Below are 26,112 nucleotides of genomic sequence, written 5' to 3'. Positions count from 1 at the left end.
GCCTCCGGTGCGGCTGTACCGGCTCGAACGGGTGGAGGCCGCGGAGCGGAGCCTCGAGTTCAGATCCGGCTTGGGAAAGGGTGCGGCACGGCGACGGGCGGCAGGCCGGCGGCAGGGGGCCTGAAGCGGAGGGCAGCGCCGAAGAGTTGCCGCGGCCTGGACGGGACAGTCGGCGGGAAATTCGGGTGCGGCCGGAGAGGGTGGCCTGGATGATCGCGAGGTCGCCCCTCATGCCCTCCGCGCACCCCTGGAGTTCCCGTGATCCGTCGCGTCACCTCCCCCGCCCTGTTTCCGCCGCCCACCTACTCCCATGCCTCCGTCGTGGAGGCCGGCACGAGGCTGGCGTTCCTCGCCGGTTCCGTACCGCTCGACGCCGAGGGCCGGATCGTCGGCGAGGGGGACCCGGTGCGGCAGGCGCAGCAGGTGGTCGCCAATCTCGAGGAGCAACTGCGGTCGGTCGGCAGCGACTTGGCGCACGTCCTCCACACCGAGGTGTACGTCGTGAGCAGCGAGACCTCGGTGCTCTCCGCCGTCTGGGAGGTCGTGGAGGCCTCCGGGCTCAGCACCGGGCCGCACTCGTCGACGCTGCTCGGCGTGGCCTGCCTCGGGTACACGGGACAGCTGGTGGAGATCACGGCGACGGCCGTCGTTCCCTAGGCGTCAGCGCCCTGTGCCGCTCGCGAGCCGTCAGCGCCCTGTGCCGCTCGGCCCGGCGAGAAATGCGGTGCGGGAGCGGGTGGCTCCCTGACAGGATCCCGTCGCGTGACCTCATACGACCCGACCATCACCCTGCGGCGAGCTGCCGCCCCTGACGCGACGGCGGCGGCCGACGTGTGGCTGCGTTCCTTCGCGGCGGCGCTCCCCACCGTCGTCAGACCCCGGTCCGACGACGAGGTCCGGGACTACTTCCGGCACGTGGTGGTTCCGCTCCGGGAGACATGGGTGGCGGAGGCGGACGGGATCGTGGGGGTGATGGTCCTCGACGGCGACCTCCTGTCCCAGCTCTACCTCGCCCCGGACTGGCGCGGACGCGGCGTCGGCGACCGGTTCGTGGAGCTGGCCAAGGAGCGCAGTCCGCGAGGTCTGCACCTGTGGACCTTCCAGGTCAACAAGCCGGCCCACCGCTTCTACGAACGGCACGGCTTCGTCGCCGTCGAGCACACGGACGGCAACGGGAACGAGGAGGGCGAGCCGGACGTGCGGTACGTCTGGCAGCCGTAGGGCGAGGACGCTACAGCCGCGGGCGTCCGGGGGCCGGCTCCCGGACGCGGTCCGATGCCCGGGCAAAGGGGCCGTCCTCGCCCGAACCCGGGTCTCCTACGACGGACCGCCCCCTTGATCACGTGCATGCATCACGGCTCCGCCGACCGGCCGGCGGCCGCGCTCAGCACGTCCCTCAGCATCTCCGGGGTCAACCGTCCGGTGAAGGTGTTGCGCTGGCTGACGTGGAAGCACCCGAAGAGTTCGATCCCGTCGAGCGGCACCCGCACCCCGTGCCCGAACGCCGGCCGGGGCCGGGGCACGGCCCAGCCCGCCTCCGCCAGCGCGGGCAACGTGGCCTGCCAGCCGAAGGCACCGAGCACCACCACGGACCGCAGCGTCGGCCGCAGCAGCCTCAACTCCTGGAGCAGCCAGGGGCGGCAGGTGTCGCGCTCCCCCGGTGTGGGCTTGTTGGCCGGCGGGGCGCAGTGCACGGGCGAGGTGACACGGACGCCGTACAGTTCCAGGCCGTCGTCCGGACCGGTGGCGGTCGGCTGCGAGGCGAGGCCGACGTCGTACAGCGCCTGGTACAGCACGTCCCCGGAGCGGTCGCCGGTGAACATGCGGCCGGTGCGGTTGCCGCCGTGCGCCGCCGGGGCGAGCCCCACGATCAGCACGCGCGCGTCGGACGGGCCGAACCCGGGTACGGGCCTGCCCCAGTACGTCTCGTCGGCGAAGGCGGCCCGTTTGGTCCGCGCGACCTCCTCGCGCCACTCGACCAGCCGGGGGCAGGCCCGGCAGTCCGCGATGCGCCGGTCGAGGCGGGCGAGTGCGTCCATGGGACCACCGTACGACGGTGTCCCAGCGATCCTGGCGGCCCCCGCTGTCCCCACGGTCCCCACGGTCCCGGGCGTAATTCCGCCGGGGCGGGTGTGAGGGAAGGGCTAAGGTCGTGACATGGCTGCTGAACACGCGGACACCGACGCAACCAACCCGCCCGGCACCCCCGTGACGGGGGCGGGGAGCGAGGCGGCGCCCTCGACCAGGGCCGAGGACCCGGCGGTCGCCGCCGCTGTGGCCGCCGCCGAGGCCGCGGGGCCCCAGCACGGGGAGACCGTCCGCGTCGACAGCTGGATCTGGTCCGTACGCCTGGTCAAGACCCGCTCCGTCGGCTCCGCCGCCTGCAAGGGGGGCCATGTCCGGGTGAACGGCGACCGCGTCAAGCCGGCCCACTCCCTCCGGGTCGGCGACGAGGTGCGGCTGGTGCACGAGGGCCGTGAGCGGATCGTCTTCGTCAAGCGCCTCATCCGCAAGCGCGTCGGTGCGCCCGTGGCCGCCCAGTGCTACATCGACAACAGCCCTCCGCCCCCGCCCCGCGAAGCCATCGCCCCCGCCGGCATCCGCGACCGAGGCACCGGCCGACCCACCAAGCGCGACCGCCGCGAGCTGGAACGCCTCCGCGGACTCGGCGGCCTCGGCGGCGCCCCCGGGGGCCACTGACCACGGCTCCCGCGCGGTGCCGGTGCCAATGACAGGAGCCGGGGGGAGGCACCCCGCCCTCCCCCCCCCACCCCCCACCCGCCCTGCCCCCGCGCCCCCAAGGCTGGCTACCCACGCCCCACGCCCACGGCGATGACGTCCGGACCAGGCCCTCAGGCCCACCGGACGTCATCGCCTCGTGCGCCGACGTCGCCGGCGGCGTCGGCCTCGCGCTCAGGCGCGTCCCCGCACCACTCGCAGCAGCCGCGCGTTCTGCTCCCGCCGGGCCCAGGCGATGAGGGCCAGCGGCACGATCAGGATGAGAGGCGTCGCGGCGTTCTCACCGTCGAAGACGGAGACCTGGACGACGAACGCGCCCACCATCAGCGCGCTCAGCGCCACCGCGGCCACCGACTGGAGCAGCGGGACCAACAGCGCGACGGCACCGGCCAGTTCGAGCACGCCGATGGTGTACATGCCGGCGTCTCCCCAGCCCATCTCGGCGAAGCCCTCGGAGGCCGAAGGGTGCGCGATGAGCTTGGGCAGGGCGCTCGCGACGGCGTAGAACAGGGCGAGCACCACCTGAAGAGTGCGCAGGGCGATGCGGGCCCGACGGCCACGGGGGGTCGCGGACTCAGCGACGACGGCCCCGGCCCCACCGGAGGCGGAGGTGGCGGCGGCGACGGGGAGGGTGGTCTCGGACATCGGGGTCTCCTGTGGTGAAGCGGTCCGTTGTGCTGTCAGAGAGGTAGACCGCCTCCCACGCGAAAACTCATCGCCGAGCCAACCGCTGAATCAGGCCCTGTCCACCGGCACCGCCCGCACCCATGTCCCGTCGTCCGTCAGGTACTTGTCCACTCGCAGCCCCGCCTCCCCCAACGCCTCCTCGAACTGCTCCTTGGTCAACGGCCGGGCCAGGAACGTCTGGGTCCACACCGCGTCCGGGAACTCGTACTCCGCGCGCACCGAGTTCACCCCGTCGCCGACCGGCTCCGCCGACACCATCCGCACGGTGAAGCCGGCGGGGTCGACCCGCTCGCGCGGCAGATTGGTGTGGTAGTCCGCGCCCTCCCGCTGGATCAGCACGCACCCGCCGTCCGCGACATGCCGGGTACAGGCGCGCAGCAGTCCCCGCCGCACCTCGGCGTCACCGGCGTGCACCAGGAACGACGCGAGCATCACCACGTCGAACGTCTCACCCAGGTCGAGGCCTTCGACCGGGGCGCATATCGTGCGGGCCCCGCGGACGCGCTCCAGCATCTGTGGGGACTCGTCCACCGCGGTCACCGTGAAGCCCCGCTCCAGCAGTGGATGGGTCATCCGCCCCACACCGCAGCCGAGCTCCAGGATGTGCGCCCCCGCCGGCACCGCCGCAGCGATGATGTCGGGTTCCTCCCCCACCGGCAGCCGTGCGTACAACTCCACCGCACAGCCGTCGGGAGTGATCGCGCCCGGTCCGGTCCCCTCGTACCCCTCACGCATTTTCATTTCCATGCCCGTCCAACGGACCACAACCGCACGGCCGTTCCCCACCCGAACGCCTTCACCCGTACGAGTTACGCACGGAACGACACCACATGCCGCAGAGCCGCGGCCGCGTCGCCCCGGCGTCCGCCATGCGTGTCCGGCGCGACGCGATCAGTTCGTCGATGTCCGGATGGGGTACCGCGAGGTCCAGCAGCACCTCGGGCGGGTCATAGGCGTCCGGTATCGCAGGGCCCTACCCCGCAGTCGGGGCTTTTGGCGTACTTCGCACCGAAGAGTATGTTTCAAGAAGGAGTGATGATCCCGATGCGTACCGGCAGTGAGCCGACGACCGCGCGCAGTGCGCTGCGGGCGCGCTTCTGGCTGAGCGTGTGGGGGCTTGCCTGGGCCACCTTCGGCACGGCGGCGTTCGCGCTGGCGGGCCGCACCGGGTGGGCCGTCGCCTGCGGGGTGCTGTGGCTGGTGATCACCGTGGATCTCACCCTGATCGTCCGGCACATCCGCCAGGGCCCGCACTACCAGCCAGGCCCCGGCATCCCGCCCTACCGACCGCCGGGGAACCGGTGACGGAACGGAGAGCCGGAGATCCGGCAGCCGTGACGGCACCTTGCGATTGCCCTCGGCGGAACCCCAGGCCCGGCAGAACCCCAGGCCCGGCGAGCCGTCACGACTCGAACCGCGCCGCCTTCAGGTACTCCGGGTTCGGGTCCAGCGCGGCGGCCAGCCGGAAGTGGCGCTTGGCCTGCTCGGGGCGTGCCTGCCGCTCGTAGGTCCGGGCGAGCGCGAAGTGGGCGAACGCGTTGTCCGGCTCGCGCTCCAGGACGATGGTGAACTCCAACTCGGCGGGCCGCAGTTGCGCCGCCGCGAAGAAGGCACGCGCGCGCAGCAGGCGGGCGGCGGTGTTCTCGGGGTGCGCGGCGATGACCTGGTCGAGCAGTTTCACCGCACCCTGCGGGTCCCGCGCGGCGAGCAGCTGCTCGGCGGCACGGAAGTCGATGACATGCGTCTCCGGGGTACGTCCGGTCGAACCGCTGGTCTCGGGCACGGCAGAGTCCTTCCCTCACTCAGGGGGTTCAACGCCCGGACCGGGGGCCGCTATTCCTGGGGCGGTAGGGACGGGTCGTGGGACGCGCGCGCCCGTCGTGCGAGATCGACCCATACGTCCTTCACCCGGCGCCGCAGGTCGTCCAGGGGGACGTCGTTGTCGATGACGATGTCGGCGATCTCCAGGCGCTTCTCGCGGGTCGCCTGGGCGGCCATCCGCGCGCGGGCGTCCTCCTCGGTCATGCCGCGCAGGGTGACCAGGCGGTCCAGTTGCGTCTCGGGGCTGGCGTCGACCACGACCACGACGTCGTACAGGGGCGCGAGGCCGTTCTCGGTGAGGAGCGGGACGTCGTGGACGACGACCGCGTCCGCGGCGGCGGCCGACTCCAGCTCGCGCGAGCGGGCGCCGACCAGCGGGTGCACGATCGCGTTCAGTACGGCGAGCCGGTCGGGGTCGGCGAAGACGATGGAGCCCAGCTTCGGCCGGTCCAGAGCACCGTCGGCGGCGAGCACCTCGGGTCCGAAGGCCTCGACGATGGCGTCCAGCCCGGGCGTACCGGGCTCGACGACCTCACGCGCGATGCGGTCCGCGTCGATCAGCACGGCACCGCACTCGACGAGCAGCCGCGACACCTCGCTCTTGCCGGCGCCGATACCGCCGGTCAGCCCCACGGACAGCATGGCCGCGCCTCCACCCTCACGACCCCCGCCGACGCGGGGAGAACTTGCCGACTCCGATACCGCCGGTCATACCACCGGTGACGCCCACCGGATCATCTCCACGTCAGCGGAGAAGGGCGGGCCGCGGTCACCGGCACCCTATCGAATCAGCCCTCGCGCCATCCGATCACCCGGCGCCAAACCCGACAGGCCCCCGCGCCATCCGATCACCGGGCACCAAACCCGATCGGCCGTCGCGCCACCGGATCACCCGGCACCGAACCCGACAGGCCGCCGTCGCCCAGGCTCAGCCGCCGCCCGGGCTCAGCCGCCGCCCGGATTCAGCCGTCGCCCTCCCGCTCCGCCAGGAACTTCTCGAACTCGCGCCCGATCTCGTCCGCCGACGGGATGTCCGCCGGCTCCGCGAGCATGTTGCCCCGGGTCTCGGCGCCCGCCGCGGCGTCGTACTGGTGCTCGAGGCCCTGGACGAGGGCGACCAGGTCCTCGTCGCCCTCCTGGATCTGGCGGTCGATCTCGGTCTGGGTGCGGTGCGCGTCCGTGCGCAGGGAGTGCGCGATGCCGGGCAGGACCAGGCCGGTGGCGGCCGTGATGGCCTCCACGACGGTCAGTGCCGCGTCCGGGTACGGGGAGCGGGCGATGTAGTGCGGCACGTGCGCGGCGACGCCGAGGACGTCGTGCCCGGCCTCCATGAGGCGGTACTCGACGAGCGCCTCGGCGCTGCCGGGGACCTGCGCCTCGTCGAAGGGGCTGCGGTGGCCCGGCACGAGGTCGTTGCGGTTTCCGTGCGGGGTCAGGCCGACGGGGCGGGTGTGCGGGACGCCCATGGGGATGCCGTGGAAGTTCACCGACAGTCGGACGCCGAGCCGCTCCACGATCTGCTGGACGGCCGCCGCGAAGCGCTCCCACTCCACGTCCGGCTCGGGTCCGGACAGCAGCAGGAAGGGCGCCCCGGTGGCGTCCTGGACGAGCCGCACGTCGATGGTGGGCTCCTCGTAGTCCGTCCAGCTGTCGCGCTTGAAGGTCAGCAGCGGGCGGCGGGCGCGGTAGTCCACGAGCCGGTCGTGGTCGAACCGGGCGACGACCTGGTGGGGCAGCGAGTCGAGGACCCGGTCGACGATCTGGTCGCCGGTCTCGCCCGCGTCGATGTATCCGTCGAAGTGGTAGAGCATGACAAGGCCGGCCGACTCCTGGGCGAGTGCCATGTCGACGACGGCCAGGCCCTTCGGCTCCCATGCGTACAAACCCTGCGGATCAAGCACAGTGACCGCTCCTCCTCGTGTTCGTACTGCACAACGCGCCCTGGGACGTGGGCATTCCCGCTCGTGGCCCTGATCAGGCACCTCTTGCCGCCCGCTCCTGCCCCGCTCCACTGCGTCACGAGGCCGGGCACGCGCGCGTGGAGGCCGTCGCGACCTTGGGGGGAGGGTGCGGGGAGCCGGGCTGTCACCGGTGTGCGGGATGTCGACGACGGTGTCGGACCGGGGGCGCCATGACGCCGATACGCGGGTACGTGGGCACGCGGTGTCGGTCCCGCGTCGGCGGCCTTCGTGACGGCCGTGCCGAGTACGTACCCGGTCGGCGCCGCTCGCACGCGCGGGAGCGCTCTGTTCCGGGCACGGCTGAGGGGCCGCACCTCGAAAGGTACGGCCCCTCAGTCAGGAGCTAGTGCTCAGTGAGCGTTCAGCTCTGGCCACCCGCGAGCTTCTCGCGAAGCGCGGCGAGCGCCTCGTCGGAAGCCAGGGCACCGGAGGTGTCCGCACCCTCGGAGGAGTACGAACCGCCACCGCCACCCGCGACCGGAGCCGCACCGGCGGTGTCGCCACCCTCGGCAGCGGCGGCAGCGTCGGCCTCGCGGCTCTTGATGACCTGCTGCTGGTGCTGCTCGAAGCGGGTCTGCGCCTCGGCGTACTGGTGCTCCCACGCCTCGCGCTGGGTCTCGTAGCCCTCGAGCCAGTCGTTGGTCTCGGGGTCGAAGCCCTCGGGGTAGATGTAGTTGCCCTGGTCGTCGTACGACGCGGCCATGCCGTACAGGGTCGGGTCGAACTCGACCGAGGCCGGGTCGGAACCGAACGCCTCGTTGGCCTGCTTCAGCGAGAGGCTGATGCGACGGCGCTCGAGGTCGATGTCGATGACCTTGACGAAGATCTCGTCGTTGACCTGGACGACCTGCTCCGGGATCTCCACGTGGCGCTCGGCCAGCTCGGAGATGTGGACCAGACCCTCGATGCCCTCGTCCACGCGGACGAACGCACCGAACGGAACCAGCTTCGTGACCTTGCCGGGCACGACCTGACCGATCTGGTGGGTCCGGGCGAACTGCTGCCACGGGTCTTCCTGGGTCGCCTTCAGCGACAGGGAGACACGCTCGCGGTCCATGTCGACGTCGAGGACCTCGACGGTGACTTCCTGGCCGACCTCGACAACCTCGGAGGGGTGGTCGATGTGCTTCCAGGAGAGCTCGGAGACGTGGACCAGACCGTCGACGCCACCCAGGTCCACGAAGGCACCGAAGTTGACGATCGAGGAGACCACGCCGGAGCGGACCTGACCCTTCTGGAGGGTCGTGAGGAACGTCTGGCGGACCTCGGACTGGGTCTGCTCCAGCCAGGCGCGGCGGGACAGGACCACGTTGTTGCGGTTCTTGTCCAGCTCGATGATCTTCGCCTCGAGCTCCTTGCCCACGTAGGGCTGGAGGTCGCGAACGCGGCGCATCTCGACGAGGGAGGCCGGCAGGAAGCCACGGAGGCCGATGTCGAGGATGAGACCACCCTTGACGACCTCGATGACGGTACCGGTGACGATGCCGTCCTCTTCCTTGATCTTCTCGATGGTGCCCCAGGCACGCTCGTACTGGGCGCGCTTCTTCGAGAGGATCAGGCGGCCTTCCTTGTCCTCCTTCTGGAGAACAAGGGCTTCGATCTCGTCACCGACGGCGACGACCTCGTTGGGGTCGACGTCGTGCTTGATCGAGAGCTCGCGGCTCGGGATGACACCTTCGGTCTTGTAACCGATGTCGAGCAGGACCTCGTCCCGGTCGACCTTCACGATGACGCCGTCGACGATGTCGCCGTCGTTGAAGTACTTGATCGTCTCGTCGATCGCGGCGAGGAAGGCTTCCTCGTTACCGATGTCGTTGACCGCTACCTGCGGGGTGGTAGAGGTGGTCTCGGTGCTGCTCGTCATGTGGGAAAGGGCTCCGGTACGGACAGAGAGTCGTAGGTACTGCTTACGCCGGGAGCCCGTTTCGCTCTGAAGAAGCCGGACAGCCAAGGAAGCGCCACACCGAGAAAGCTCTGGCGGCGCCTCGACAACCGAGGGGACATACAACAGATGCGAGCGCAGCCTGCTACGTCTGAGGTGCGCAGGCCCGCAGCGCAACTTGTAGCATACGGGGGCAGCCGGGCAGGGTCAATGCGCGAAGGCGCACACCCGGGGCGGATCGCCGCATACCCGGCACAAAACCTGTCTCACGAGGCCACGCGGGCCCGATGGTGCCCCTTTCGTGACGGCCTCCGTCGACGGGTTGGACGGAAGAGTACGACGAGGGAGCCGATCATCCAAGAGCGCGTATCGCCCGAGCCGCAGTCACCCCACGACGACGAGCCGGACGCCGTCCGGCGCACGGCGGACGTCACGGAGAGCTCCCGGGCCAACCGGGGCTGGTGGGACCGCAACGCCGACGACTACCAGGTCGAGCACGGCACCTTCCTCGGCGACGACCGTTTCGTGTGGGGTCCCGAGGGTCTGGACGAGGTGGAGGCCGAGCTGCTCGGCCCGCCGGAGGAGCTGAAGGGCAGGGAGGTCCTGGAGATCGGCGCCGGGGCGGCCCAGTGCTCGCGCTGGCTGGCCGCCCAAGGTGCCCGCCCGGTCGCGCTCGACATCTCCCACCGGCAGCTCCAGCACGCCCTGCGCATCGGCGGCACGTTCCCCCTGGTCTGCGCCGACGCCGGCGCCCTGCCCTTCGCGGACGCCTCCTTCGACCTGGCGTGCTCGGCCTATGGGGCGCTGCCGTTCGTGGCGGAGCCGGTGCTGGTCCTGAAGGAGGTGCGCCGGGTGCTGCGGCCGGGCGGCCGTTTCGTGTTCTCGGTGACCCACCCCATCCGCTGGGCCTTCCCCGACGAGCCCGGCCCCGAGGGGCTGACCGTCTCCGCCTCGTACTTCGACCGCACGCCTTATGTCGAGCAGGACGACAGCGGCCGGGCCGTGTACGTGGAGCACCACCGCACGATCGGCGACCGGGTGCGGGACGTGGTGGCCGCCGGGTTCCGTCTCGTCGACCTGGTCGAGCCGGAGTGGCCGGCCTGGAACACCTCCGAGTGGGGTGGCTGGTCGCCGCTGCGCGGGAATCTGATCCCGGGCTCGGCGATCTTCGTGTGCGTACGAGACTGACCGTGTGATCCGTTACGACGCCCTCGACGCCCTCCCGGTACGCGACGCCCTGCCCGAGCTGACCGACGCCCTGGAGGGACACGGCACGGCGGTCCTCGTCGCCCCGCCCGGGACCGGCAAGACGACCCTCGTGCCGCTCGCCCTGGCGGGCCTGCTGGAGCCCGGCGCTCCCGCGCGGCGGGTCGTCGTGGCCGAGCCGCGCCGGATCGCCGCCCGTGCCGCTGCGCGGCGGATGGCGTGGCTGCTGGGCGAGAAGGTCGGCGGACACGTCGGCTACACCGTGCGCGGGGAGCGGGTCGTGGGGCGGCACACGCGCGTGGAGGTCGTCACGACCGGTGTGCTGCTCCAGCGGCTCCAGCGGGACCAGGAGCTCGCGGGCGTCGACGCGGTGGTCCTGGACGAGTGTCACGAGCGGCATCTGGACGCGGACACGTCGGCGGCCTTCCTGTGGGACGTACGGCAGGCGCTGCGGCCGGAGCTGCGGCTGGTGGCGGCATCGGCGACGACCGACGCGGAGGGCTGGTCGCGGCTGCTGGGCGGGGCGCCGGTGGTCGAGGCGGCGGGCGTGGCGCATCCGGTGGAGGTGGTCTGGGCGCCGCCGGTACGGCCGGTGCGGCCGCCGCACGGGATGCGGGTGGATCCGGCGCTGCTGACGCATGTGGCGTCCGTGGTGCGGCGGGCGCTGGCCGAGCGGGAGGGGGACGTGCTGTGCTTCCTGCCGGGCGTGGGCGAGATCGCGCGGGTCGCCGGGCAGCTGGGCGGCCTGGGTGACGTGGAGGTGCTCCAGGTCCACGGCCGGGCCCCCGCGGCCACGCAGGAAGCGGTGCTGGCGCCCGGTGAGCGGCGCCGGGTGGTGCTGGCGACCTCCGTGGCCGAGTCCTCGCTGACGGTGCCCGGGGTGCGGGTGGTCGTGGACGCGGGACTCGCGCGCGAGCCGCGGGTCGACCACGCGCGCGGGCTGAGCGCGCTGGCCACGGTGCGGGCCTCCCGGGCGGCGGGGCGACAGCGCGCGGGGCGGGCCGGGCGGGAGGCGCCCGGAACGGTGTACCGCTGCTGGGCGGAGGCCGAGGACGCCCGTCTGCCGCTGTTCCCGGCGCCGGAGATCAAGGTGGCCGACCTGACGGCGTTCGCCCTCCAGGCGGCCTGCTGGGGCGACCCCGACGCCGGCGGGCTGGCGCTGCTGGACCCGCCGCCGGCCGGTGCGATGGCCGCCGCGCGGAGCGTGCTGTCGGCGATCGGGGCGGTGGATCCCGGCGGGCGGGCCACGGAGCGAGGGGTGCGACTCGCGCGGCTGGGGGTGCACCCCCGGCTGGGACGGGCCCTGCTGGACGCGGGGGCCTCGCGTGAGGTGGCCGAGGTGGTCGCGCTGCTGAGTGAGGAGCCGCCGCGGGAGTACGGGGACGACCTGGCGGCCGCGGTACGGACGGCCCGGCGCGGGGGTGACGCCTACGCGGGGCGCTGGCGGGCGGAGGTACGGCGGCTTCAGGCCCTCGCGCCCGACCCGGCCCCCTCGCCTTCTCGCACCGATGACGCCCTCGCCGGACTCGTCGCCGCCCTCGCCTTCCCCGAGCGGGTCGCCAGAGCCGACGGCGGCTCCCATCTCATGGTCTCCGGCACCCGCGCGGAGGTCCGTGACGGCGGTGCGCTGCGCGGCACCCCGTGGATCGCCGTCGCGGTCGCCGACCGTCCCGTGGGGAAGGGGCACGCGCGCGTGCAGCTCGGTGCGGCCGTGGACGAGGACACCGCGCGGCACGCCGCCCAGGCACTGCTCGACGAACGGGACGAGGTGCACTGGGCCGACGGTGACGTCGTCGCGCGCCGGGTGGAGCGGCTGGGGGCGATCGAGCTGACGGTGCGCCCGCTCAGGAACCCGGACGCCGCTCTCGTACGCGACGCGCTGGTCGAGGGGCTGCGGAGGGAAGGGCTGCGGCTGTTGCGCTGGTCGCCCGAGGCCGACGTACTGCGGCGGCGGCTGGCCTTTGTGCGGCTGCATGTCGGTGAGCCGTGGCCGGACGTCGGTGACGCCGCTCTCCACGCGCGCGTGGACGAGTGGCTGGAGCCGGAGCTGAGCCGGGCCCGGCGGCGGGCCGACCTGGCGCGGATCGATGCCGGGGCGGCGCTGGGCCGGCTGCTGCCGTGGACCTCGGGAGAGGCCGCGCGGCTCGACGAGCTCGCCCCCGAGCGGATCACCGTGCCCAGTGGGTCCAGGATCCGGATCGACTACACGGATCCCGAGCAACCCGTACTCGCGGTCAAGTTGCAGGAGATGTTCGGGCTTCAGGAGTCCCCCGTGGTCGCCGGGGTGCCGCTGCTCGTCCATCTGCTCTCCCCCGCCGGGCGCCCCGTCGCCGTCACCGCCGATCTGGCGTCCTTCTGGAAGGACGGCTACAAGGGGGTCCGGGCGGAGCTGCGCGGCCGGTATCCGAAGCATCCGTGGCCCGAGGACCCGGCGGGCGCCGAGCCGACGCGGCACACCAACGCGCGGCTCAGGCGGTGACCGGTTCGGGTGCGGAGTCGTCGGCGGGTTCCGGTTCGTCCGGGCGGCGGCTGCGCGCCTCCAGGTAGAGCGACAGGGCGACCAGGAGCACTCCGAGGGCCGCGAAGCCCCAGGGGAGGTAGGAGGTCATGAGGAGGAGCAGGGTGCGCTGGGAGCGGACCATGTCGACGGTGTGCTCGATGTAGTCCTCGCGCATCTTCACGTGCCCGGCGAAGGCCGTCACCTTGTCGCGGTCGCCGAGGAGGGTGCCGCCGCGCAGTTCCTCCCGGTGGATCTCCTCGCCGTAGACGGGGGCGCCGGTGACGGGTTCGACCCAGAACTTGCGGACCGTGGTGTACCAGCGGGTCGTACCCGTCTTGGCGAGCTGCTCGGCGGTGATGCCCGCGATGGGCAGCTTCTTGGGCCACTTCACCTGGGTCCAGGGAATGGTCTGCTCGAAGTAGTAGACCTCCAGGCCGCGGAAGTCCTGGGTGCCCCGGTAGTGGATGGGGCTGGAGGTGCGGGTCTGGGCGTCGAAGTACTCGTAGTCCCGTTTCTCGGTCAGGAAGGGCCACTTGAACTCGAGGCCCTCGCGTGTGACCGGGTCGCCGTCGACCATCTCGCCGGTGGCGTGGATCGGTTCCTGGGTGTGGGCGTCGAAGATGTACCGCTCGGGGATGTGGGCGACCTGTTCGCCGTCGGGACCCTGGGCGTAGGACAGGCCGTCCCAGACGACGACGTCCCGGCCGAGGGTCCTCTCGATCTTCTCCGACTCCTCGACGTTGCCCCGGAGGGTCTGCACGACGGTGATCTTGGAGACCTTCTTGACCCGCATGGAGGTGTCCATGAGGGTCGCGTCCCTGGCCTCCAGGACCATGTCCTGGTAGTGGTTCGCCGGGATCTTGGCCAGGCGCGGGAAGGCGTACCAGCGCAGGCCCGGGGACAGGGCCGCGAAGAACACGGCGAGGGCGAGCAGGATCAGGCTGGCCGTGCGGCGCATCTCGGCCTCCCTCCGGGGGCGGTCACGGGTGTGACGGCACCGTCGTCAGCAGCGGCTTCGGGGACGTCTCACCGGTCGGCGACCCCATCGCGGTGATCGTGAGGACCAGGGCGAGTGCGAGGGCCAGGCCGATCGCGGCGGCGATCAGGGCACGCATGCGGCCTCCCGACGGACTGGAACTGATAGGTCGTCAGATCCCGCACCGTAGCAACGGGTCGGCGAGATGAGAACACGTCGCGCACGACGACGGCGCCCCCCGCGTGGAGGGGCGCCGCCTTGGTCGTACGAGGACGTGCTACGCGCTCGGGCTCGCCGACGGGCTCGGGGAGGCCGAGGTGTCGGCCGCGGCGGCCACGGTCAGTTCGACCGTCAGGGACGCGCCGCCGGCGGTCTCGATGCGGAGCAGGAAGCTGCCGGTGGTGTCGTCCGCGTAGAGCTTCGGGAGCTTGAGCAGACCCTTCGCGTCCGTCTCCAGGCCCGTGAGGGCGCGTACGGGCTTGCCGGCCGCGTCCTTGAAGTAGGGGCCCTTGGTGTTGGCGGTCGCGTCGTCCGCCGAGGTGACGAGGGTGGCGGTGGCGGCGACGCCGTCCGCGACGGCGCCGTCGCTGGTGGCCCTCACCTCGACCTGGTCGGCGAACTCGCCGCCCGGGGTGCAGGTCAGCGCGGTGTCGCTGGTACGCACCAGGGTGTCGGCGACGCGCTCGGTGACCGTCGCGGTGTAGGCGAGAGCGCTGACCGCGCGGCCCACGACGGTGGCACGGACGGTGAACGTGCCCGTCTTCTCGCCCGCCTTCAGCACGGGCGCGACGGCCACGCCGGAGCTGTTGGTGACCACCGTGGCGACGCTCTCCCCACCGGTGAAGGTGGTGTCGGTGTCCCCGACGATCGTGAAGCGGATCCGCACCTTGCCGACCGCCTTTCCGGCCGAGGTCTCGGCGCGGGTGCTGATCCGCTTGGCGAAGGCGTCCCCGGCCTGCGCGGTGAGCTTCGCGGTGCCCGCGTCCTCCAGGTGGTGCACGGTGTCCGTCGGGGTCGGCGTCGGGCTCGGGCTCGGCGGCGGGGTCGGGCTCGGATCGGCCGGCGGGGTCGGGCTCGGCGACGGCGGGGTGGGGCTCGGGCTCGGGGTGTGGCTGCCGGGCGTACTGGGCGTGCCGGGCGTGGACGGGACCTGGGGCAGGGGCGTGGGGTCGGCGCCGCTGTCGCTCGGCGTGCTGGGCAGGGTGCCCGTGCCGTCGGGGATCTCGTGGGTGCCCTTGCGGTAGTACTCCAGCCACGACAGGACCGTGTTCAGGTACTCCTGCGAGTTGTTGTAGCTCAGGATCGCGCGGTTGAGGTCGGACTGGGTGGACAAATCCCAGCCGAAGCGGCACAGGTAGTGACCGGCCGCGAGCGCCGCGTCGTAGATGTTGTTGGGGTCCTTCTTGCCGTCGCCGTTGCCGTCGCGACCGGCCCACTCCCAGGTGGACGGGATGAACTGCATCGGCCCGACGGCCCGGTCGTAGACGCTGTCGCCGTCGTACGCGCCGTCGTCGGTGTCGCTGATGTGCGCGAAGCCGAGGCCGTTCAGCTTCGGGCCGAGGATCCTGCCGATGGTGTTGCCGTCCGCGTCGACGCGGCCGCCGCGCGCCTGGCCGGACTCCACCTTGCCGATGGCGGCGAGGAGTTGCCAGGGCAGGTTGCAGCCGGGCTTGGAGGCCTGGAGGGAGGAGGCGGCCTGTTTGTAGGCGGCGAGCACGGTCGCGGGGATCCCGGCCTCGCTCGCTCCGCCGACCACGGGAGTGCCCACGGTCGGCGAGGGGTTCGGACTGGTGAGCGGCGGCAGGTCCGTGTAGTAGCGGGAGTTGCCGGTCGCGGAGTCGGTGGCCGCCACATCGGGCGTGGGCTGGGCGTCCGCGGCGGTCGATCTGCCGTCGCCGTCGACGGTCACCCCGGGTGCCTGGGACGCGGACAGTGCCGCGACCGCCGCTGCGGCGACGGTGGTGGCCACCGCCCCCTTGCGCAGCCTCCTGCCGAATTGCGCCGACATAAAGTGAACCCCTCCCGTGGACGCCCGAGCGCCCGTCTCCGTTCGACGTGCTCGCCATGGTGTGACGATCGACCCGTGGTGCGGGTTGCCCTCGTGGAGCGTTTCCTTGCCGTGTTCTTCAGTTCGGTTCCGCGGCCGACCTCGCTCCCCGGCGCGGTGACCCAGGCGACCCTACGACAACTTGCTTTGTGCGGGCACCCGTTCGCGCCCGGTTTTCACCAGTTGGCCATACTGAGCCGGTCCGACCGACCAGACCGGGGAGCTTTCTTGCCGTTCACTCTGAGCCACGCGGCCGCTGTCCTGCCCGCCCTGCGCACCGACGGGACCGGCCGGGCAGGGCTGGTCCCGTCGATGTTGGTGGCGGGGTCCTTCGCACCCGACATGACCTACTTCGCGGCGAGCGCGCTGTCGGGGGCGATGGAGTTCGGGGCGTTCACCCACTCGTTCCCTGGCGTCTTCACCGTCGACGTGCTGGTCGCGTGGACCCTGGTGGGGTTGTGGCTGCTGATCCGCGAACCACTGGTGGCGCTGCTTCCGGCGCGGCGCCAGGGGCGGGTGGCCGGCCTGCTGCGCTGCGGCGCGCCCCGCGCGCGTGCACGGCTCTCGCTCGGCGTGCGGGGTTACGTCTCGGCGGCGCTCGGGGCGCTGACGCATGTCGTGTGGGACGCGTTCACCCATCACGACCGGTGGGGGATGCGCCTGTTCCCGGTCCTGGGCGACACGATCGCGGGCTCGCCGCTGTACTGGTATCTCCAGTACGGCAGTTCGGCGGCGGCCGCCGTGGTGATCGCGGTGTTCCTCGGGTACGCGCTGCGGCGGGCGCCGGCGTCCGAGCCGGTCGGGGTGCCCGCGCTGTCCGGGCCGGACCGCTGCTGGGCCGCCGTCGTCATCGGTGGCTGCGCGCTCGTCGGGGCGGTCCAGCGGGCCTCGCGGTGGTGGGACTACTGGGGGTCCACCGCGAAGCCCTGGGAGCTCATCCCGACCCTGTGCTTCGGGGTGGGCGCGGGGCTGGTCCTCGGGGTGCTGGTCTACGCCGTCGGCGTCAGGGTGTGGCGTCCGGTCCCGGTGCCCGGTCCTGGGCGGGAGCTGAGCCGTCGGGGCGGTCGGTGACCGTGGCGGTGGTCGCGACGAACACGGTGACGGTCCGGACCGGGCGGGAGCGGGGCAGTGTCGTGAGGAGGAGTGCGAGACAGCCGCGGGCCTGCTCTGCGCGGCGGCGCCAGTCCAGCCGGGTGGCTTGTTCGGCGCGGCGGCGCCAGCCCAGGCGGGTGGCTTGTTCGGCGCGGCGGCGCCAGTCCAGCCGGGTGAGTCGCTGACGCAGGTCGGTCGCGGCGCCGCGCAGGGTGGTGGCCAGGTCGGTCGGGACGCGGGCGGTGCTGGCCGCTGCCGCGAAGGGTGGGACCGAGGGCGGTGGGGTGGACGCGGTCGCATCGGTGGTCGCCTGCGCCGGAGCCGTCTGGCGGTGGAGCGTGCGTATACCCATGTCGGCATCTTTACGGGCCGGGGGGTGGGGAGCGTGTTGTCGGGGACCACGTGGGTGACGGGGGGTGGGCGGGGGGCTTGTTCTCGCCCCCGCCGCCCTTACCCGTCCCATCCCCAGGGGGCTCCGCCCCCCGCCGGGGGGTGGGGGGTGCGTGGGGTCGTGGGTGGGTGCGGGTGTGTGGGGGCTGGTCGCGCAGTTCCCCGCGCCCCTGGGGGGTGCGCCGTCGCCCTTCGCCCGCCGCCGGGGGGTGGGGGGTGCGTGGCGTCGTGGGTGGGTGCGGGTGTGTGGGGGCTGGTCGCGCAGTTCCCCGCGCCCCTGGGGGGTGCGCCGTCGCCCTTCGCCCCCCCGCCGGGGACAGGCGGGGGGTGCGTGGGGGCTGGGCGCGCAGTTCCCCGCGCCCCCAGGGCCCGCTAGTGCGCCGCTGATTCCCAGTCCGGGCCTACGCCTACCGAGACGTCGAGGGGGGCCCGCAGTTGGACCGCGTTCGCCATTTCGTGGCGGACCAGTTTCTCGACCGCCGTGCGCTCGCCTGGGGCGATCTCGAGGACGATTTCGTCGTGGACCTGGAGGAGCATGCGGGAGGTCAGGTCCGCCGCGCGCAGCGCCTTGTCGACGTTGAGCATGGCGATCTTGACGATGTCGGCGGCGGTGCCCTGGATGGGCGCGTTGAGGGCCATCCGCTCGGCGGCCTCACGGCGCTGGCGGTTGTCGCTGTTGAGGTCGGGCAGGTAGCGGCGGCGGCCGAAGAGGGTCGCCGTGTAGCCGGTCGCCCGAGCCTCGTCGACGGCCCGGCGCAGATAGTCCTGCACCCCGCCGAAGCGCTCGAAGTACGTGTCCATCAGGGCACGCGCCTCGCCCGCCTCGATGTTCAGCTGCTGGGAGAGGCCGAAGGCGGACAGCCCGTACGCCAGGCCGTACGACATCGCCTTGATCTTGCGGCGCATCTCCGCGTCGACGGCGTCGCGCTCGACGGCGAACACCTGCGAGGCGACCGTGGTGTGCAGGTCCTCGCCGGAGGTGAACGCCTCGATGAGGCCCTCGTCCTCGGACAGGTGGGCCATCACCCGCAGCTCGATCTGGCTGTAGTCCGCGGTCATCAGGGACTCGAAGCCCTCGCCGACCACGAACCCGCGGCGGATCGCCCGGCCCTCGTCGGTGCGGACCGGGATGTTCTGGAGGTTCGGGTCCGTCGAGGACAGCCGGCCGGTCGCCGCCACCGTCTGGTTGAAGGTGGTGTGGATACGGCCGTCCGCGGCGATGGTCTTGATCAGGCCCTCGACCGTCACGCGGAGCTTGGCCTGCTCGCGGTGCCGGAGCATGATCACCGGCAGTTCGTTGTCCGTCTGGGTGGCCAGCCAGGCGAGAGCGTCGGCGTCGGTGGTGTAGCCGGTCTTCGTCTTCTTCGTCCTCGGCAGACCCAGCTCGCCGAAGAGGACCTCCTGGAGCTGCTTGGGCGAGCCCAGGTTGAACTCGTGCCCGGCGGCCGCGTGGGCCTCCTTCACGGCCTGCTGGACGGCCCCGGCGAACATCTGCTCCATGGCCTCCAGGTGGGCCCGGTCGGCGGCGATGCCGTGCCGCTCCAGGCGGGCCAGCAGGGCGGAGGTGGGCAGCTCCATGTCGCGCAGGAGGTCCGCGGCGCCGACCTCCTGAAGGCGGGTCTCGAAGGCCTCGCCCAGGTCCAGGATGGCCTGGGCCTGCACCATGAGCGCCTCGGCCTCGGCGCCGTCGTCCGCGCCGAAGGCGAGCTGGCCGTCAGCCGCCGCGGCGGGCGCCAGCTCCCGGTGCAGGTACTCCAGCGACAGCGCGTCCAGGTCGAAGGAGCGGCGCCCCGGCTTGACCAGGTACGCGGCGAGCGCGGTGTCCATACGGACGCCGTCGATGCTCCAGCCGTGCTCGGCGAAGACCCGCATCGCGGCCTTGGCGTTGTGGAAGACCTTGGGCCGGTCGGCGTCGGCCAGCCAGGCGGCGAACGCCGTCTCGTCGGCCTCGTCGAGCTGGGTGGGGTCCACCCAGGCGGCCACTCCCCCGGGCGCCGCGAGGGCGATCTCGGCGACCGAGCCGGCGCCCAGCGCCCAGGCGTCGACCGTGGCCACGCCGAGGGTGCCGGTGCCGTGCTCGGCGAGCCAGCCGGCCAGCTCGCCGGTGCCGAGGACGGTGCCGTCGATCTCCACGCCGGCGGTGGCGGCCGGGGCCGGTTCGGCCTCCTCGGCGCCCGGATCGACGGCCAGCAGCCGCTCGCGCAGCGAGGGGTTCCTGATCTCGAGGGTGTCGAGGAGCATCGCGAGGGTCTTGCGGTCGTACGGCGCGCGCTCCAGGTCGGCGACCGTCCGGGGCAGCTCGACGGTGCGGACCATCTCGGTGAGGCGGCGGTTGAGCTTGACCGACTCCAGGTGGTCGCGGAGGTTCTGGCCGGCCTTGCCCTTGACCTCCTCGACGCGCTCGACGAGCTCCGCGAACGAACCGAACTGGTTGATCCACTTCGCGGCGGTCTTCTCACCGACGCCCGGGATGCCGGGCAGGTTGTCGGACGGGTCGCCGCGCAGGGCCGCGAAGTCGGGGTACTGGGCGGGCGTCAGGCCGTACTTCTCGAACACCTTCTCCGGGGTGAACCGGGTCAGCTCGGAGACGCCCTTGGTGGGGTAGAGCACGGTGGTGTGCTCGCTGACCAGCTGGAAGGAGTCACGGTCGCCGGTGACGATCAGCACGTCGAACCCCGCGGCCTCGGCCTGGGTGGCGAGAGTGGCGATGACGTCGTCGGCCTCGAAGCCGTCGACCGCGAACCGCGACACGTGCATCGCGTCCAGCAGCTCGCCGATCAGCTCGACCTGGCCCTTGAACTCGTCCGGGGTCTTGGAGCGGTTGGCCTTGTACTCCGTGAACTCCTCGGAGCGCCAGGTCTTGCGGGACACGTCGAAGGCCACCGCGAAGTGGGTGGGCGCCTCGTCGCGCAGGGTGTTGGCCAGCATCGAGGCGAAGCCGTAGATCGCGTTCGTCGGCTGGCCCGTCGCGGTCGTGAAGTTCTCCGCGGGCAGCGCGAAGAACGCGCGGTAGGCCAGCGAGTGCCCGTCCATGAGCATCAGGCGCGGGCGGGTGCCGCCGGGGCTGGTGTCGGTCTGCTTCGCTGCTGTCTCTGCCACGCCCCCGATCCTGCCACGAGCCACTGACACTCCGGCCCGCCCGCCACCGACGGCGCCCGCGCGGCGGCCCCCGCACGCCCGGCGAACCGCACTGTCACTCCCCCGTGCGAGGATCGGAGAGGTACCTCACATGCGTGTGCGAAGGAGACGGTCCGATGGCCACGAAGCCGCCCAAGGGTGATCCGGTTCAGGACGCTCCGCAGGTCGCCGAGCCGAAGCACGCGGCGGCGGGGCTGCCCGCGATCGGGCACACGCTGCGGGTCACCCAGCGGCAGATGGGGGTCAGGCGCAGCGCCCTGACCCTGCTGCGGGTCAACCAGAAGGACGGCTTCGACTGCCCGGGCTGTGCCTGGCCGGAGCCGGAGCACCGGCACACGGCGGAGTTCTGCGAGAACGGCGCGAAGGCGGTCGCCGAGGAGGCCACCCTGCGCCGGGTCACCCCCGAGTTCTTCGCCGCGCACCCGGTCGCGGACCTCGCGGGGCGGAGCGGCTACTGGCTGGGGCAGCAGGGGCGGCTCACCCATCCCGTGTACCTCCCCGAGGGGGGCACGCACTACGAGCCGGTGACCTGGGAGCGCGCCTTCGACATCGTCGCCGAGGAGATCGCCGCCCTCGGCTCCCCCGACGAGGCCGTCTTCTACACCTCCGGCCGCACCAGCAACGAAGCCGCCTTCCTCTACCAGCTGTTCGCGCGGGAGCTGGGCACCAACAACCTGCCGGACTGCTCCAACATGTGCCACGAGTCCTCCGGCTCGGCCCTGTCGGAGACCATCGGCATCGGCAAGGGCAGCGTGCTGCTGGAGGACCTCCACCGGGCCGACCTGATCATCGTCGCCGGCCAGAACCCCGGCACCAACCACCCGCGGATGCTCTCCGCCCTGGACCGGGCCAAGGCGAACGGCGCGAAGATCATCAGCGTCAACCCGCTGCCCGAGGCGGGCCTGGAGCGCTTCAAGGACCCGCAGACCGCCCAGGGCATGCTCAAGGGCACAGCCCTGAACGACCTGTTCCTGCAGATCCGGATCGGCGGCGACCAGGCGCTCTTCCGCCTCCTGAACAAGCTGATCCTCGACAAGGGCGCCGTCGACCAGGCCTTCGTCGACGAACACACCCACGGCTTCGAGGAGTTCGCCGAGGCTGCCCGCGCGGCCGACTGGGACGAGACGCTCGCCGCGACGGGACTGACCCGCGCGGAGATCGAGCAGGCGCTCGCCATGGTCCTCGCCTCCGAACGCACCATCGTGTGCTGGGCGATGGGCCTGACCCAGCACAAGCACTCCGTGCCGACCATCCGCGAGGTGGTCAACTTCCTTCTGCTGCGCGGCAACATCGGCCGCCCGGGCGCGGGCGTGTGCCCGGTCCGCGGCCACTCCAACGTGCAGGGCGACCGCACGATGGGCATCTTCGAGCGCCCCGCGCCGGCCTTCCTGGACGCGCTGGAGAAGGAGTTCGGCTTCGCACCGCCCCGGCGGCACGGCTACGACGTCGTACGGGCCATCGAGGCGCTGCGCGACGGCGAGGCGAAGGTGTTCTTCGCCATGGGCGGCAACTTCGTCTCCGCCTCACCCGACACCGAGGTCACCGAGGCGGCCATGCGGCGGGCCCGGCTCACCGTGCACGTGTCGACGAAACTCAACCGCTCCCACGTTGTCACGGGCGCGCGCGCCCTGATCCTGCCGACCCTCGGCCGCACCGAGCGCGATGTACAGGGCGGCGGCGAGCAGTTCGTGACCGTCGAGGACTCGATGGGCATGGTGCACGCCTCCCGGGGGCGTCTGGAGCCCGCGAGCCCGCAGCTGCTGTCCGAGCCGGCGATCGTGGCCCGGCTCGCGCGGCGCGTGCTGGGCCCCGGCTCCCGCCCGCCGTGGGAGGAGTTCGAGAAGGACTACGCCACGATCCGCGACCGCATCGCGCGCGTGGTCCCCGGCTTCGAGGACTTCAACGCGCGCGTGGCCCGCCCCGGCGGCTTCACCCTCCCGCACGCCCCGCGCGACGAACGCCGCTTCCCGACGGCCACCGGCAAGGCCAACTTCACCGCGGCGCCCGTGGAGTACCCGCGACTGCCCGAGGGCCGCCTCCTGCTCCAGACGCTGCGCTCGCACGACCAGTACAACACCACGATCTACGGCCTGGACGACCGTTACCGCGGCATCCGGGGCGGCCGCCGGGTGGTCCTGGTCAACCCCGACGACGCCCGTGAGCTGAGCCTCGCCGACGGCTGTTACGTGGACCTCGTCGGCGAGTGGAAGGACGGCGTGGAGCGCCGGGCGCCCGGCTTCCGGGTCGTGCACTACCCGACCGCGCGGGGCTGCGCGGCCGCGTACTACCCGGAGACCAACGTGCTGGTGCCGCTGGACGCCACCGCCGACACCAGCAACACCCCGGCCAGCAAGTCCGTCGTGGTGCGTCTGGAACAATCGGCGACCGACTGAGCGTTTGCTCAGCCGAGTGAGCGATGTCGACGAAACGGAGCCGGGCCCCATGGGCGAGCAGAAGCACGCGAAGTTCCCGCAAGAGGTCATCGACGAGTACGCCGCCCTCGGTGTCGACCTGCCGGCGCTGTTCTCCGCGGGACACCTCGGCACCCGCATGGGCGTGGAGATCGTGGAGGCGTCGGCGGACCGTGTCGTCGGGACGATGCCGGTGGAGGGCAACACCCAGCCGTACGGGCTGCTGCACGGCGGCGCCTCCGCCGTCCTGGCCGAGACGCTCGGCTCGGTCGGCTCGATGCTGCACGGCGGCTCCTCCAAGATCGCCGTCGGCGTGGACCTCAACTGCACGCACCACCGCGGGGCGCGCTCCGGGCTGGTGACCGGCGTGGCCACGCCCGTGCACCGGGGGCGCTCCACGGCGACGTACGAGATCGTGATCAGCGACGAGGAGGGGCGGCGGGTGTGCACCGCCCGGCTGACCTGCCTGCTGCGGGACGTGAACCCCGGCGACGCCGCCCACGTCACGGCGACGACGACCGGCTGACGCGGACGCCCCCCTGGCCCGCCCCCTCCCCCACGGCCTAGCGTCGAGGCATGGGAACGGGAGGAGCCCCGGCACTCCGGGGCGGGGCGGTCCGTCCGCCCACCGGCACACGACCCGCGCGGGCCCGCACGGCCATCGCCACACGACCCGCACGGGCAGCCTGCACGGCCACCGGCACACGGTCCACACGGCCCTGCACGGCCACCGGCATACGACCCGCACGGGCCTGCGCGACCGCCGGCACACTCCCCACTCGGGCCCGCGCGACCACCGACGCCCGACCCGCACGAGCCTGCACGGCCACCCGCACCCGCCCCACACAGGCTGCCTGCCCGACCGCCCGCACAGGCCCGCCGCCACGCGCCGCCGCCGAGCCCCCCAGCCGCCCTCCACGCGCCGCCTGCGAGCCCTCCAGCCCCCTTCCGCGCCCGACCGGCCAGTCCTCCGCCCCACGCCCTCCACGGGCCGCCTCCGAGCCCTCCTGGCACCCTCCACGCGCCGCCCACCAGGCCCGCGACGTCCGGACCCCGGCATGAGCGGCGTGGGCCCCGTAGAGCCCGGGGAGGGCACGCACGCGTGGGACGTCCTCGACGCCGCCCCGCCCGTCACGCGCCGCCGCCGAGGGCGCGTGGGCGCGTTCTACGAGCGGCACCGGCGTGCCGTCGCGGCCGCCCTCGCGGGCGCCGTCCTCCTCGGGGGCGGCGGCACTCTGTACGCCACGCGCCCCCGGCCGCCGGCGCCGCTTCCGCCGCCGTACCCCTCCCAGGTCACCGACCTGCGCTATCTGGGCTGGGAGCCCGGGCCCGAGGGTGCGCCGGAGCGGAGTTTCCGCTTCGGGGTGGAGCTGAGCGTCCTGGCCGGACCCCCGGTCGGCGTGACCCGGATCTCCCAGCCGTACGCCGGCCTGTCCGTGCGATCGAGCCCGGCGGCACCCTTCCGGACCGGTGCCGGATCGAGCCGCAAGATCATCGTCACGATGCGGGTGACGCAATGCCGGAAAGTGCCATGGAACGCCGGACTCCCCTTCCTCGACGTAACTCTACGTAATACGCGCGCAATAGAAGTTCATAGTTTCATCCTCGGGCAGCGCTATGCGCAGCAGCTTTCCCAGGCCCTACAAGTCGCCTGTAGCAACGATTTCCGGTAATTACCAAAACAGCCGAGACACCTGAACGACCCTGGTCGGGTCCTGCGGATTCTCACAATGTGGACCGGGCGAATCCGCCTGAATTCCGCGGTTCCACCCACTCAGTACCGCTCTGCATTACGACGTGTCATAACAAGAGCGTCACAGCCTCGGCCAGACCCTCCTCCACGATCCCCGCACACGCTTAGAGTCACGGCCAGTCACCGCGCCACCGGATTGTCACGTCAGGACCCGCGCAGCGACTCGGCCGCTTCCAGGCGGGAGCGCCGCGCCAGTGAAAGGACGAATCGTGCGTCAACGTTCGCTCATCACCATCACCGCCGCGCTGGCGGCGGGAGCACTCACCCTCACCGCCTGCGGTTCGCGCGACGGCGACAGCGGTGACTCGGACTCCGGTGGGGGCACCAAGGTCGTCATCGGCGTCGACGCCCCTCTGACGGGTGACCTCTCCGCCCTCGGTCAGGGCATCAAGAACTCCGTCGACCTCGCCGCGAAGAACGCCAACAAGCAGAAGCTCGTGGACGGCGTCACCTTCGAGATCAAGGCCCTCGACGACCAGGCGCAGCCCTCCTCGGGCCAGTCCAACGCCGTCCAGCTCGTCAGCGACAAGGCCGTTCTGGGCGCCGTCGGCCCCCTGAACTCCTCCGTCGCCGAGTCGATGCAGAAGGTCTTCGACGACGCCAAGCTCGTCCAGATCTCCCCGGCCAACACCGGTCCGGCGCTCACCCAGGGCGTCAACTGGCAGAAGGAGAAGGTCCGGACGTACAAGTCGTACTTCCGCACCGCGACCACGGACGCCATCCAGGGTCCGTTCGCCGCGCAGTACGTCTTCAACGACGCCAAGAAGAAGAAGGTCTTCGTCATCGACGACAAGAAGACCTACGGCGCCGGCCTGGCCGCCACCTTCACCGCGGAGTTCAAGAAGCTCGGCGGCAAGGTCGTCGGCACCGACCACATCGACCCGGACACCAAGGACTTCTCCGCGGTCGCCACCAAGGTCAAGAACTCCGGCGCCGACGTCGTCTACTACGGCGGCGAATACCCGCAGGCCGGCCCGCTGAGCAAGCAGATCAAGGCCTCCGGCGCCAAGATCCCGCTCGTCGGCGGCGACGGCATCTACGACCCGACCTTCATCGAGCTGGGCGGCGCGGGCAGCACCGGTGACCTCGCCACCTCCGTCGGTGCCCCGGTCGAGGAGCTCGACTCCGCCAAGCAGTTCGTCGCCGACTACAAGGCGGCCGGCTACAAGCAGGAGTACGCGGCCTACGGCGGTTACTCCTACGACGCCGCCTGGGCGATCATCCTCGCCGTGAAGAAGGTCGTCGAGGACAACGACGGCAAGCTCCCCTCGGACGCCCGCGCGAAGATCACCGCCGCCGTCCAGAACGTGTCGTTCGACGGTGTGACCGGCAAGGTCTCCTTCGACGAGTACGGTGACGCCACCAACAAGCAGCTCACCGTGTACGCGGTCGAGAACGGTGCCTGGAAGGCCGTGAAGTCCGGCACCTACACCGGCTGATAGAGACCCGCAGCACCACCTGAACGAGCCGCGCGGGGCGCTGTTCCACTGGCGCCCCGCGCGGACTCGC

23 protein-coding genes are annotated in these 26,112 nt (G+C 72.1%); 11 read left to right on the top strand and 12 right to left on the bottom strand.

Features of this window, described 5'->3' with window-relative positions; translation table 11 throughout:
* Positions 1-258 precede the first annotated feature (258 nt).
* Positions 259-657, top strand: a complete 399-nt coding sequence (locus tag ACH41F_RS03635) for a Rid family hydrolase (protein WP_391230227.1) — start codon at positions 259-261, stop codon at positions 655-657.
* A 105-nt stretch (positions 658-762) separates the two neighbouring features.
* A complete protein-coding gene (locus tag ACH41F_RS03630) occupies positions 763-1,221 on the top strand; it encodes a GNAT family N-acetyltransferase (protein WP_398832626.1) in 459 nt (152 codons plus the stop codon).
* A 131-nt stretch (positions 1,222-1,352) separates the two neighbouring features.
* On the opposite strand, the gene ACH41F_RS03625 is transcribed toward ACH41F_RS03630, so the two are convergent.
* Positions 1,353-2,039 carry a uracil-DNA glycosylase gene (locus ACH41F_RS03625; protein WP_398832623.1) on the bottom strand — a complete coding sequence of 229 codons (687 nt, stop codon included), beginning with the start codon at positions 2,037-2,039 and terminating at the stop codon, positions 1,353-1,355.
* A 118-nt stretch (positions 2,040-2,157) separates the two neighbouring features.
* Here ACH41F_RS03625 and ACH41F_RS03620 point away from each other — a divergent pair, with 118 nt between their 5' ends.
* Positions 2,158-2,700, top strand: a complete 543-nt coding sequence (locus tag ACH41F_RS03620) for an RNA-binding S4 domain-containing protein (protein WP_398832620.1) — start codon at positions 2,158-2,160, stop codon at positions 2,698-2,700.
* A 213-nt stretch (positions 2,701-2,913) separates the two neighbouring features.
* Here ACH41F_RS03620 and ACH41F_RS03615 read toward each other — a convergent pair whose 3' ends face one another.
* Positions 2,914-3,384, bottom strand: a complete 471-nt coding sequence (locus tag ACH41F_RS03615; protein ID WP_398832617.1) for a DoxX family protein — start codon at positions 3,382-3,384, stop codon at positions 2,914-2,916.
* A gap of 90 nt (positions 3,385-3,474) precedes the next feature.
* Positions 3,475-4,161, bottom strand: a complete 687-nt coding sequence (locus ACH41F_RS03610; RefSeq protein WP_391230217.1) for a methyltransferase domain-containing protein — start codon at positions 4,159-4,161, stop codon at positions 3,475-3,477.
* Positions 4,162-4,461: 300 nt separating this feature from the next.
* Here ACH41F_RS03610 and ACH41F_RS03605 point away from each other — a divergent pair, with 300 nt between their 5' ends.
* The gene (locus tag ACH41F_RS03605) at positions 4,462-4,731 is read left to right on the top strand and encodes a DUF6343 family protein (protein WP_391230215.1); all 270 of its coding nucleotides are present in this window, start codon (positions 4,462-4,464) and stop codon (positions 4,729-4,731) included.
* A 97-nt stretch (positions 4,732-4,828) separates the two neighbouring features.
* Here the strand turns inward: ACH41F_RS03605 and ACH41F_RS03600 are convergent, their stop codons facing one another.
* The 4 genes from ACH41F_RS03600 to rpsA all read right to left on the bottom strand — a co-directional run bounded on the left by ACH41F_RS03600 (position 4,829) and on the right by rpsA (position 9,072).
* A complete protein-coding gene (locus tag ACH41F_RS03600; RefSeq protein ID WP_398832614.1) occupies positions 4,829-5,209 on the bottom strand; it encodes a tetratricopeptide repeat protein in 381 nt (126 codons plus the stop codon).
* Between the two features lie 50 nt (positions 5,210-5,259).
* A complete protein-coding gene (coaE, locus tag ACH41F_RS03595) occupies positions 5,260-5,889 on the bottom strand; it encodes a dephospho-CoA kinase (RefSeq protein ID WP_391230211.1) in 630 nt (209 codons plus the stop codon).
* A 320-nt stretch (positions 5,890-6,209) separates the two neighbouring features.
* Positions 6,210-7,148, bottom strand: coding sequence for a PAC2 family protein (locus tag ACH41F_RS03590; protein ID WP_391230209.1), 939 nt, complete (start codon positions 7,146-7,148; stop codon positions 6,210-6,212).
* Between the two features lie 421 nt (positions 7,149-7,569).
* Positions 7,570-9,072, bottom strand: coding sequence for a 30S ribosomal protein S1 (gene rpsA, locus ACH41F_RS03585; protein ID WP_391230207.1), 1,503 nt, complete (start codon positions 9,070-9,072; stop codon positions 7,570-7,572).
* Positions 9,073-9,300: 228 nt separating this feature from the next.
* Between rpsA and ACH41F_RS03580 the strand changes: the two genes are divergently transcribed.
* Both ACH41F_RS03580 and hrpB read left to right on the top strand, forming a co-directional pair.
* Positions 9,301-10,278, top strand: coding sequence for a class I SAM-dependent methyltransferase (locus tag ACH41F_RS03580; protein WP_398832611.1), 978 nt, complete (start codon positions 9,301-9,303; stop codon positions 10,276-10,278).
* A 4-nt stretch (positions 10,279-10,282) separates the two neighbouring features.
* Entirely contained in the window at positions 10,283-12,775 is a 2,493-nt protein-coding gene (hrpB, locus tag ACH41F_RS03575) for an ATP-dependent helicase HrpB (RefSeq protein ID WP_398832609.1), read from the top strand.
* On the opposite strand, the gene ACH41F_RS03570 is transcribed toward hrpB, so the two are convergent.
* The 3 genes from ACH41F_RS03570 to ACH41F_RS03560 all read right to left on the bottom strand — a co-directional run bounded on the left by ACH41F_RS03570 (position 12,765) and on the right by ACH41F_RS03560 (position 15,780).
* Positions 12,765-13,754 carry a DUF3068 domain-containing protein gene (locus ACH41F_RS03570; protein ID WP_398832607.1) on the bottom strand — a complete coding sequence of 330 codons (990 nt, stop codon included), beginning with the start codon at positions 13,752-13,754 and terminating at the stop codon, positions 12,765-12,767. The genes hrpB and ACH41F_RS03570 overlap by 11 nt on opposite strands.
* A gap of 22 nt (positions 13,755-13,776) precedes the next feature.
* Positions 13,777-13,911 (bottom strand): SPW_0924 family protein, encoded by a 135-nt coding sequence (locus ACH41F_RS03565; RefSeq protein WP_391230198.1) that lies wholly within the window; start codon positions 13,909-13,911, stop codon positions 13,777-13,779.
* Positions 13,912-14,049: 138 nt separating this feature from the next.
* On the bottom strand, positions 14,050-15,780 hold the full coding sequence (locus ACH41F_RS03560; protein ID WP_398832605.1) for a lytic transglycosylase domain-containing protein: 1,731 nt from the start codon (positions 15,778-15,780) through the stop codon (positions 14,050-14,052).
* Between the two features lie 267 nt (positions 15,781-16,047).
* Here ACH41F_RS03560 and ACH41F_RS03555 point away from each other — a divergent pair, with 267 nt between their 5' ends.
* Entirely contained in the window at positions 16,048-16,890 is an 843-nt protein-coding gene (locus ACH41F_RS03555; protein ID WP_391230194.1) for a DUF4184 family protein, read from the top strand.
* On the opposite strand, the gene ACH41F_RS03550 is transcribed toward ACH41F_RS03555, so the two are convergent.
* Positions 16,823-17,263 (bottom strand): hypothetical protein, encoded by a 441-nt coding sequence (locus ACH41F_RS03550; RefSeq protein ID WP_398832603.1) that lies wholly within the window; start codon positions 17,261-17,263, stop codon positions 16,823-16,825. The genes ACH41F_RS03555 and ACH41F_RS03550 overlap by 68 nt on opposite strands.
* A 410-nt stretch (positions 17,264-17,673) precedes the next feature.
* Positions 17,674-20,400 carry a DNA polymerase I gene (polA, locus tag ACH41F_RS03545; RefSeq protein WP_391230190.1) on the bottom strand — a complete coding sequence of 909 codons (2,727 nt, stop codon included), beginning with the start codon at positions 20,398-20,400 and terminating at the stop codon, positions 17,674-17,676.
* Between the two features lie 155 nt (positions 20,401-20,555).
* On the opposite strand from polA, the gene ACH41F_RS03540 reads away from it, so the two are divergent.
* From ACH41F_RS03540 to ACH41F_RS03525, 4 genes are all read left to right on the top strand, one after another.
* On the top strand, positions 20,556-22,832 hold the full coding sequence (locus ACH41F_RS03540; protein WP_398832600.1) for an FdhF/YdeP family oxidoreductase: 2,277 nt from the start codon (positions 20,556-20,558) through the stop codon (positions 22,830-22,832).
* 49 nt (positions 22,833-22,881) lie between these two features.
* A complete protein-coding gene (locus ACH41F_RS03535; RefSeq protein WP_391230186.1) occupies positions 22,882-23,376 on the top strand; it encodes a hotdog fold thioesterase in 495 nt (164 codons plus the stop codon).
* 532 nt (positions 23,377-23,908) lie between these two features.
* On the top strand, positions 23,909-24,523 hold the full coding sequence (locus tag ACH41F_RS03530) for a Tat pathway signal sequence domain protein (protein WP_398832597.1): 615 nt from the start codon (positions 23,909-23,911) through the stop codon (positions 24,521-24,523).
* 289 nt (positions 24,524-24,812) lie between these two features.
* Complete coding sequence (locus ACH41F_RS03525; RefSeq protein WP_391230182.1) at positions 24,813-26,042, top strand: ABC transporter substrate-binding protein; 1,230 nt, start codon at positions 24,813-24,815, stop codon at positions 26,040-26,042.
* Positions 26,043-26,112 lie beyond the last annotated feature (70 nt).

It is taken from the genome of Streptomyces sp. NPDC020489 (assembly GCF_044386545.1).
In the GTDB taxonomy this organism is placed as follows: domain Bacteria; phylum Actinomycetota; class Actinomycetes; order Streptomycetales; family Streptomycetaceae; genus Streptomyces.
The sequence above is the reverse complement of the archived record's forward strand: the minus strand, read 5'-3'. Positions and strand labels throughout refer to the sequence as shown.

Coding starts and splice junctions, on each gene's coding strand:
- ACH41F_RS03615 (WP_398832617.1), bottom strand. CDS start 3,384: ATGTCCGAGACCACCCTCCCCGTCGCCGCCGCCACCTCCGCCTCCGGT.
- rpsA (WP_391230207.1), bottom strand. CDS start 9,072: ATGACGAGCAGCACCGAGACCACCTCTACCACCCCGCAGGTAGCGGTC.
- ACH41F_RS03560 (WP_398832605.1), bottom strand. CDS start 15,780: ATGTCGGCGCAATTCGGCAGGAGGCTGCGCAAGGGGGCGGTGGCCACC.
- ACH41F_RS03530 (WP_398832597.1), top strand. CDS start 23,909: ATGAGCGGCGTGGGCCCCGTAGAGCCCGGGGAGGGCACGCACGCGTGG.
- ACH41F_RS03550 (WP_398832603.1), bottom strand. CDS start 17,263: ATGGGTATACGCACGCTCCACCGCCAGACGGCTCCGGCGCAGGCGACC.
- ACH41F_RS03565 (WP_391230198.1), bottom strand. CDS start 13,911: ATGCGTGCCCTGATCGCCGCCGCGATCGGCCTGGCCCTCGCACTCGCC.
- ACH41F_RS03570 (WP_398832607.1), bottom strand. CDS start 13,754: ATGCGCCGCACGGCCAGCCTGATCCTGCTCGCCCTCGCCGTGTTCTTC.
- ACH41F_RS03535 (WP_391230186.1), top strand. CDS start 22,882: ATGGGCGAGCAGAAGCACGCGAAGTTCCCGCAAGAGGTCATCGACGAG.
- ACH41F_RS03540 (WP_398832600.1), top strand. CDS start 20,556: ATGGCCACGAAGCCGCCCAAGGGTGATCCGGTTCAGGACGCTCCGCAG.
- coaE (WP_391230211.1), bottom strand. CDS start 5,889: ATGCTGTCCGTGGGGCTGACCGGCGGTATCGGCGCCGGCAAGAGCGAG.
- ACH41F_RS03580 (WP_398832611.1), top strand. CDS start 9,301: ATGCGCGAAGGCGCACACCCGGGGCGGATCGCCGCATACCCGGCACAA.
- ACH41F_RS03620 (WP_398832620.1), top strand. CDS start 2,158: ATGGCTGCTGAACACGCGGACACCGACGCAACCAACCCGCCCGGCACC.
- ACH41F_RS03625 (WP_398832623.1), bottom strand. CDS start 2,039: ATGGACGCACTCGCCCGCCTCGACCGGCGCATCGCGGACTGCCGGGCC.
- ACH41F_RS03610 (WP_391230217.1), bottom strand. CDS start 4,161: ATGCGTGAGGGGTACGAGGGGACCGGACCGGGCGCGATCACTCCCGAC.
- ACH41F_RS03605 (WP_391230215.1), top strand. CDS start 4,462: ATGATCCCGATGCGTACCGGCAGTGAGCCGACGACCGCGCGCAGTGCG.